Origin of the sequence: Frankia sp. Mgl5 (genome assembly GCF_023242985.1) — a bacterium.
In the GTDB taxonomy this organism is placed as follows: Bacteria; Actinomycetota; Actinomycetes; order Frankiales; family Frankiaceae; genus Parafrankia; species Parafrankia soli.
In genome coordinates, this window is record NZ_JALKFY010000703.1 from 1 (window position 1) to 7,989 (window position 7,989).

Consider the following 7,989-nt stretch of genomic DNA (forward strand, 5'->3'; position numbering starts at 1 on the left):
GCCCCCCGGGGGGGGGGCCGGGGCGCGGGGCGGGGCCGGGGGCCGGTCGCGGCGGGGGGCGGGGGGGCGGGCCCCGCGCGGGGGCCGCGCGGCGAGCCGCCCGCGAGATCCTCCAACGATTCCTCCAGCAGCCGGTGCACGTCCTCGAACGCCTCCAGGTGCTCGGCGGCCGGCCGGCCGGGGAGCGTGGCGAGCCGCGCGAGCGCCGCGCTCAGCTCGGCGGACAGTTCGTCGGTGTTCACCGAACCAGCCTCTCGCATTCCGGGGGGCGTCCGCGCCCGGCCGCGGCATCACCTGGCGGGCACGTGGCTGCCCTCACATCCGCCGGCGTCCCGCCGGGGGCGGCACGCACACGCTAGTGTCGCTGACGGCCGGATCCGCCGTACCCGGAGGATCCGTCACGGCACGGACGACGGGTGCTGCGGGCGCAGGAGGTGACCGTCCAGCATGGCGGACAGACTGCAGTGCGAGGCAGCGCTGCGAGCCCTCGCCGACCGGCTCGACGAGCTCACGCGCGAACGCCGGCCGCCGCGTACCCCGGACCGGGTGATCGTGTGCCGGATCCCGGACCTGCGGACCACGTTCTCCGGTCAGCTCCGCGACGGCTGCCTGCGCGACATCGGCGAGGGCGAGCTGCCGGGGGCCCAGATCACCCTCACCCTGAGCAGCGACGACCTGCTCGCTGTGACCGACGGCACCCTTTCGGTGACGACGGCGTGGGCCAGCGGCCGGCTCAAGGTCGACGCGAGCGTCCGCGACCTCCTGCGGGTCCGCTCCCTGCTCTGACCGTGCCCGCTCTGACCGTGCCCGCTCCGGCTGGGCCCGCTCCGGCTGGGCCCTGCTTCTGATGGGCTCCTGTCCCGACCGGGCCCGCGGGTCGCCGGGACGTCGTCAGCGCGCGGCCGGCGCGCGCAGGTCCTCGCAGCCCGGCGGCCGATCAGTGGCCAGGGCCTCGACCGGACGGCCCTCGTCCGCTGCCGCCCAGACCAGCGCGCACGCGGCCCGCAGCGCGTCCAACCCGTCGTCCGGCCCGTCGCTCCCGGGGTCGGCGCTCCCGGGGTCGGCCTGGTGCCAGCGCAGGGTGCCGCCGTCCAGGTCGCACGTCCACCCGCCGCACCGGGATGAGCCGTCCCGGGCGAGCGCGGCGGGCTGGGGGCGCAGCAGCCCGCGCAGGTCGGCGGCGAGGAAGGTCGGCCGGTGCCGCGCGGGCGCGCCGAGCAGCTCCGCGGGCCCGGTGACACCGGTGAACACCAGCAGAGTCGGCGTGCCGGCGCGGAAACCCGCCTCGATGTCGGTGTCCAGCCGGTCGCCGACGATGATCGGATCACGCGCGCCGCTGCGCCGCACCGACTCCGCGTGCATCGCGAACTCCGGTTTCCCGGTCACCTCGGGCTCCGCGCCCGTCGCGGCCCGGACGAAGGCCACCAGCGCCCCGTTACCGGGCGCCAGGCCACGCTCCGTCGGCACTGTCAGGTCGGTGTTGCTCGCGACCCACCACGCCCCCGCCCGGATCGCCAGCACCGCCTCGGCCAGCCGGGCATAGTTGATCTCCGGATCGAAGCCCTGGACCACGGCGGCCGGCTCGTCCGCGGCCGACCCGGTCGGGACCAGACCCTCCGCGCGCACCGCCTCCCGGAGCCCGACACCTCCGGCGACCAGGACCACCGCCCCGGCCGGTAACCGTTCGGCGAGCACGTGCGCCGCCGCCTGCGCCGAGGTGACGACCTCCGACGGTTCGGCTGGCACGCCGAAACCCGTCAGCCGCGCGGCGACGGTCTCCGGGGTCCGCAGCGCGTTGTTCGTCACGTAGACGGTGCGCATCCCCTGCCGGCCCGCGGCCTCGATGGCCGCCGCGGCGTGCGGCACAGCCCGCTCGCCGCGGTTCACCACCCCGTCGAGATCCATCAGCGCGACGTCGAACATCGCCGCCAGTGGACGACTCGTGCCGGCGAGCACGGACCACGCCGTGCCCGCCGCCTCTCGGGGGACCGTCACGCGCGGTTCAGAGCGGCCCGCGCCCCGCGCAGGGCGACCCCGTAGTGCGCCAGATCGGGCCGCATCGCCACCGCGAGCGCAAGATGCTCGACGGCGGAGCGCAGGTCGCCGGTGCGGCGCGCGGCCATCCCGAGGCCGAACTGGGCGTAGTCGTCGGTCGGATGGCGGTCGACGATCCAGGCGAAGGTCCGCAGGGCGTCGTCGTACTGCCCGGCCTCGAACTGCGCCCGACCCAGCGCCTCCCGCACACTCGGGGACGCCGGCTCCGCCGCGACGGCATGCGCGAGGAGCTGCACCGCCGCGTTCGCGTCACCGTGCCCGAGCAGCGCCATCCCGCGGGTGTACCAGTCGTAGACCTCACCGGCCGGCGAGCGGACCGACTCGGCCTGCCGCCGCTCACCGCCGCTACCGCCGCCGACGCCGTTGCCATTGCCGTCAGCGCCGCCGTTGCCGTTGCCGTTCGGAACGCCGAATTCCTCCGTCATGGCACCTCCACGTCGTCCGGACCGCCACGGCCGTGGCCACCGCGGCGGCGGCATCAGCACCGCCGGGACGCCGCACCGGGCCGCGCCGGGCAGCCACCGGCCGCGACCGAAGCCCGACCGGCACCGCCCATGACCGGCACCGGCGACCGGCCGTCATCCGGCCGGCCCCACCGGCCGGCGTCCTCGGCGACCCAGGTGGGGTGGAGGCGTCCCACCCTCCCATCCAGTTTCGCCGCAAGCGGCGTCCACATGCCTCAACATCGGAATAACGGCCTGTCTTCCGCGGCGTGACCTGGCCGGCAGGCGGGGGCGACCGGGCAGCCCCAGCACCTACGATGCGCCTCATGGTTGCCCCTGACGCCGCCGTGCCCGTTCCAGCCGGGCTCGTCCTCGCGCCGTTCCGCGCGGCGCGGTTCACCGCCGCCGGCCCGGATCTCGCCGCGCTGACCTCCCCGCCCTACGACGTCATCGACGAGGACGGCCGCACCGCCCTCGAGGCGGCCGCGGAACACAACGTCGTCCGGCTGATCCTGCCGCGGGACCTCTCCCCCGCCGAGCCGGACAGCCGGTACGACCGGGCGGCGCGCACCCTGCGGGAATGGCTGGACGCCGGGATCCTCGCCCGGGACGAGGCCCCCGCGCTCTACGTCTACGAGCAGGAGCAGGACGGCCACCTCCAGCGCGGACTCGTCGGTGCCCTCGCCCTGGCCGACCCGGACGCGGGCATCGTCCTGCCCCACGAGAACACCATGGCCGGACCGGTCTCCGACCGGCTCGCGCTGACTCGGGCGACCGCCGCGAACCTGGAACCGATCTTCCTGCTCTACGACGGCGGCGGCCCGGCCAGCCAGGTCGTCGCCGCCGCGGTGACCACCCCGCCGATCGTGGACGCCCACACCGACGACGGGGTGACCCACCGGATCTGGGCGATCGACGACCCCGCCCAGCTGGAGACCATCGCGGCGGATCTCCTCCCCCGCCGCGCGGTCATCGCCGACGGCCACCACCGGTACGCCACATACCGCCATTACCAGGCGGAACGGCACGCCGCGGGCGACGGTGCCGGCGCCTGGGACTTCGGGCTCACCTTCCTGGTGGACGCGACCGCCAACGGCCCGCAGGTGCACGCGATCCACCGCGCCGTGCTGGGACTCACCCTCGCCGACGCCGTAGCGCGGGCCGAGGGCGCCTTCACCGTCCGCCGGCTGACCGAGGCCGCCGGTGCCGGTGCCGGTGCACCGGTCGACGCCGCGGCGCTGCTCGACGAGCTCGCCAAGGCGGGCCACGACGGCCACGCCTTCGTGATCAGCGACGACTCGGACGCCTATCTGCTGACGGCGCCCGCCGCCGATCTCCTCGCTCGCACGCTGCCCGCCGACCGGTCGGCGGCGTTCCGCGGCCTCGACGTGACCGTCGCGCACCTGGCGCTGATCACAAACGTGTGGGGCCTGGAGGACAAGGTCGGCGTCGTCGACTACTACCACGACGCCCCCGCCGCGCTCGCCGCCGCACGCGCCACCGGCGGTGTCGCGCTGCTACTCAACCCGACCCCGGTCGCCGACGTGACCGCCGTCGCCGGGGCCGCGGAGCGGATGCCCCGCAAGTCGACCCTGTTCACCCCGAAGCCACGCACCGGCCTGCTGATACGCCCGTTGGACTGACTCCGCTCGGGCGCCTGTCCTTGGCGCCTGTCCTTTCGGTCCTGCGCGGGGCTCGGGTGCTCGAACGCCCGGTCTCTCTCGGGCGCTCAACAGTTCGAGCGCCCGAGAGAGTGGCGGTGCCCCGGGGTCAGTCCTCGGATGTCCGGTGCGCTCCGGCCTGGTCCGCACCGCCCGGGGCGTCCGAGAAAATGATCTCCGGAATCGGCGGGGTGTCGGCGGTCACCTCCGCGGCAGGTACCGCGCTCGTGTCCTCGGCCGCGGAGAAGCCGACCTCGATGGGCTCCACGGCCGCGGCGGGCTCCGCCGGCGCCGGCTGCTCGACCGGTGCCGCCGGCTCGCCGTCGACGGTCACATCGACCGCTGCCCCGGCGTCACTGGCGCCACCCGTGTCGCCATGGTCGGCGGCCTCAGCTTCCGCGTCACCGGCATCGTCGGCGTCGGCGTCGGCGTCGGCCAGCGCGGCGTCATCTGCCACGGCGTCAACGGCCGCACCTGTGCCGGAGGCGATCAGGCCGTCAGGGTCCGGTTCGTCCTCGTCTACGGCCGCGCCGTCGTGGGTCTCGGCGGCGGGCCCGTCGTCTTCGAGTCGCTCGTCACCGAGCAGCTCGTCCTCGAGCCGATCGCTCTCCGGCCCGTCGTCCTCGGCGCCGTCGTCCTCGTTGTCGATCTCGGTCTCGTCATCGGTCTCGTCATCGATGGTGAGCTCGTAGACGCGCTCGGCCGCGTCGGTCGTGTCCTCGTCGATGCCGGCCGTGGCCGTGAACCAGCGCAGCGCCTCCATCGTGCGACCGGCCGCCAGCAGCGCCTCGGCGTAGGCGTACCAGAGACGGGGCGTCCACGGCTTCGGCTCCGTTCTGGCGGTCACCTCGTCGCGCAGCAGCACCGCGGCCGCCTCCGGCTGACCCATGTCGCGCCGGGCACCGGACACGACGATCAGGAGCTCGGCCCGGCCGGCGGCGTCCAGCGCCGCGACACCCGGGTCCGAGAGGTAGTCGATCGCGCGTTCGGGCCGACCGAGGCCACGTTCGGCGTCAGCCATCAGCGGGAGGTTGTGGGACGAGCCGTCGATGCGGCGGGCCGCGCGCAGCTCCAGCAGCGCGGAGGCGAACTCGCCGGCGTGGTAGGCCGCGACTCCCACGGCCTCCCGCACCGCGGCCATCCTGGGCAGCCGGGCCGCCGCGGCACGCGCGTGAGCCAGCGCCTGCACCGGGTCGGTGTCGACGAGCAGCGCGGTCGCGACGAGGTGCCGGGCGATCGTCTCGGCCAGCGGCGCGGGCACGCTGCGCAGGTCACGGCGAATGTCGCGATCAAGCAGCTCGGCCTTGGCCTCGTCCGGCAGCGCAGGTGCGGGCGGCCTGCGGCGCGCCGTGACGTCGTCCCTGTTCGGCCGGCCGGCCGACCCCGCGGAGGATCGACCCCCGGCTCCGCCGGCCGGACGCGTGCCGGGGCCCGAACGGCTGGGCCCGCCGCTCACCCCGCCACGGCCGGCCCGAGGTCCCCCGCCCGATCCCGAGCGGGCGTCCGGACCACGGCGACCCGCATAGGAGCCCCCTGCGCCGGCACGGTTCGCGTCGAACCGGCTCCCACCGGATCGATCCGGCCGAGCCGCCCGATCCGGCCGTTCCTGGTACGTACGTGCCTGATACGGACGTCCCGTGTCCGCACGGCCCTGACCGGAGCGGCCCTCGTCCGGGCGGCCCTGGTTCGCACGGGCCTCATAGGAGCGGGTCTGGTCGGGACGGGCCCGATCCGCACCGGTGCCCGGAGCGTCCGGTCGGTCCGTGCGCTCCGCCCGATCTACCCGGTCCGTGCCGGACGCGGGCTGCTCACGGTGCGTCGGCCGCGTGTAGGGCCGTGCGGACGAGCCCCCGCCGGGTGGGCCACTCCGACGGCTGTCACCGCGATCGGACCCGGCGCCACGATCGGGCCGGTGACCACGGTCGGGTCCGGAGGCGCGATCGGGCCGGTGACCACGGTCGTACCCGGAGCCGTTGGAGGTCCGGGCATCGCCGGTCGCACCGCTTTGCCAGGGCCGCGACCCGGCCGACGGGGGACGCCGGTCGGCACCCGGGCCGCGGCCGGCCGCCGTCCCCTCGGACCTGCCCGGGCCGTCACGTCGAATCCCACTACGCGGACCTGCCGCGCCCCGTGTCGCCGCGTCCCCCGAGGAGGGTCGCCACTGGCCCGAGCCCTGCGCCCGTGAGCGCCGCTCGAACCGGTTCTCGCCCGAGCCGCCGTTTCCGGGGCCCGCGGAACCGTCACGCCCACCGCCGACCGGCCGCCCGGCACCGTACGGACGCCCGGAGGAGCCCCGCGCCGTCTGGCCCGACGTCGGTCGTCCACTGGACGGTCGTCCACCGCCGTCTCCGTAGCTGCGCTGCCCACCGCGGTCGGGTGACGAACCGGCTCGAGAGCCGCCGCCGGCCCAGCCGCCGCCATCCCGCCGAGCATCACCGCGGCCACGCTCGTCACGACCTCCGCCGTGGCGGGGCCCGTCGTGACGAGGCCCGTCGTGACGAGGCCCGTCATGGCGGGACCCCTCGTGACGAGGGCCGTCGTGACGGGATGTGGTACCGCGGGCCGCGTCGTAGGGCGGCCTGTCACTCTGTCTGGGGCGGTCTCCCGCCTCGCGGGACGGGCTCCCCGACCACTGCCGGCCCCGCGAATCCGAGGCCGGCGCGCTCCGGCCGGAGCCCTCCCAGCGGCGGGCGGGCCGGCCACCCTCGGACCGGCCCTGTCCTTCCGGCCGGCCCTGCCCTTCCGGCCGGCCCGCACCGCCGGACCAACGGTCTCCAGCAGGCCGCCCGCCGCCCGCTTCGCGCGGACCACCCTCACGCGACGAGGCGGGACGAGCCCACCGCTCGCCTCCGGGTCCACCGGAACCGCCAGCGCCACCACGCCCCTGGCCTGTGCCAGCGGGACGCCAGGCGGCCTTCGGACGTCCGGCGCCCTGGCCGGGACCTCCCTGCCGGGACGGGCCGCCGGCGCGCCCGGTGCCCTGCCGCGCGGGGGCACCACGACCGCCCGCCCCCGCCCCCGAGGCGCCGGCCGGCGCGGGACCTCGCCCACCATCAGCACGCCGGACGAACCCCGTCCGGCCCGCATCGCCTCTGGTGACCCGACCGGAGCGCCGGGCCTCGCCACCGGCATCCCGCCCGGACGAGCCGGACGAGGACGGCCCACGCCGGGCACCCGGCGCGTCACGGCGGCCCTCGGTGCGCCGCGCACCGCCACCGCCGGTGGCAGCACGGCCGGCCCTGGACGGCGGTTGGGACCTCGGCGACTCGTCGTTCGGCATAACCGACAGCATTCCCTTCGTTCCGGGGCGCCGGAACGCGGCCTCCCCAGGTGGATCTGATTCTGCGCGCGACCGACGTCCGCCGCCCGGCCGGCGCCCGGCCGGCGCCCGCGGACCTCGCCGGCCATCGGGGTCTGACGCGGGGTCTCGCAAGTCTGACTCCAGCCGCCGGCCGGTCCAGCACAACCGTGGCGGGTGAATGAGTCTATGGACTCACTCAGGCGCCGCGCTTTGCCCTGTTTGGCGCTCAGGGTCCCGAGCCGTGGGGGTCAGGCCCTTCAAACCTCAGGACCCCGGATCTCGGGGCCTTGACCTCCAAGGTCCGGGCCCGAAGTTCGAGGGTTGGCGGTTCGAGGCTCGAGGCTCCGGGTTTCGAAGGGGCAGGTGCCCAGGGCACCGAGCGGACTCTGTTCGGGACTCTCCGCTCCCCGAGCCCTGCCGAGACCAGCCAGCGGGTCTGGAGCAGCCTCCGCCATCGGCCGGGAAAAGGTCCGGAAATACAGGTGGGGGCTGCTCCCGGCCACAGCCAGAAACAGCCCCCACCAAAAGA

Annotated in this window: 6 protein-coding genes; 2 read left to right on the top strand and 4 right to left on the bottom strand. The window is 75.9% G+C overall.

Going from position 1 to position 7,989, the window contains the following annotated elements:
- The coding region (locus MXD62_RS26450) for a hypothetical protein (protein WP_248832130.1) at window positions 1-242 on the bottom strand (242 nt) is incomplete at its 3' end.
- Window positions 243-447: 205 nt separating this feature from the next.
- Here MXD62_RS26450 and MXD62_RS26455 point away from each other — a divergent pair.
- A complete protein-coding gene (locus tag MXD62_RS26455) occupies window positions 448-786 on the top strand; it encodes an SCP2 sterol-binding domain-containing protein (RefSeq protein ID WP_020459360.1) in 339 nt (112 codons plus the stop codon).
- A gap of 105 nt (window positions 787-891) precedes the next feature.
- Here MXD62_RS26455 and MXD62_RS26460 read toward each other — a convergent pair whose 3' ends face one another.
- Together MXD62_RS26460 and MXD62_RS26465 are read right to left on the bottom strand one after the other, a co-directional pair.
- Window positions 892-1,995 carry an HAD-IIA family hydrolase gene (locus MXD62_RS26460; RefSeq protein ID WP_248832131.1) on the bottom strand — a complete coding sequence of 368 codons (1,104 nt, stop codon included), beginning with the start codon at window positions 1,993-1,995 and terminating at the stop codon, window positions 892-894.
- Window positions 1,992-2,480: a tetratricopeptide repeat protein gene (locus MXD62_RS26465; protein ID WP_248832132.1), complete on the bottom strand. Its 489-nt coding sequence runs from the start codon at window positions 2,478-2,480 to the stop codon at window positions 1,992-1,994. The genes MXD62_RS26460 and MXD62_RS26465 overlap by 4 nt, the downstream gene beginning before the upstream one ends.
- A gap of 335 nt (window positions 2,481-2,815) precedes the next feature.
- On the opposite strand from MXD62_RS26465, the gene MXD62_RS26470 reads away from it, so the two are divergent.
- Window positions 2,816-4,141 carry a DUF1015 domain-containing protein gene (locus tag MXD62_RS26470; protein ID WP_248832133.1) on the top strand — a complete coding sequence of 442 codons (1,326 nt, stop codon included), beginning with the start codon at window positions 2,816-2,818 and terminating at the stop codon, window positions 4,139-4,141.
- A 127-nt stretch (window positions 4,142-4,268) separates the two neighbouring features.
- On the opposite strand, the gene MXD62_RS26475 is transcribed toward MXD62_RS26470, so the two are convergent.
- A complete protein-coding gene (locus MXD62_RS26475) occupies window positions 4,269-5,615 on the bottom strand; it encodes a hypothetical protein (protein ID WP_248832134.1) in 1,347 nt (448 codons plus the stop codon).
- Window positions 5,616-7,989 lie beyond the last annotated feature (2,374 nt).

What these genes read in the sequence shown, in the direction of transcription:
- MXD62_RS26455 (WP_020459360.1), top strand. Translation starts at nt 448, where the DNA reads ATGGCGGACAGACTGCAGTGCGAGGCAGCGCTGCGAGCCCTCGCCGAC.
- MXD62_RS26465 (WP_248832132.1), bottom strand. Translation starts at nt 2,480, where the DNA reads ATGACGGAGGAATTCGGCGTTCCGAACGGCAACGGCAACGGCGGCGCT.
- MXD62_RS26470 (WP_248832133.1), top strand. Translation starts at nt 2,816, where the DNA reads ATGCGCCTCATGGTTGCCCCTGACGCCGCCGTGCCCGTTCCAGCCGGG.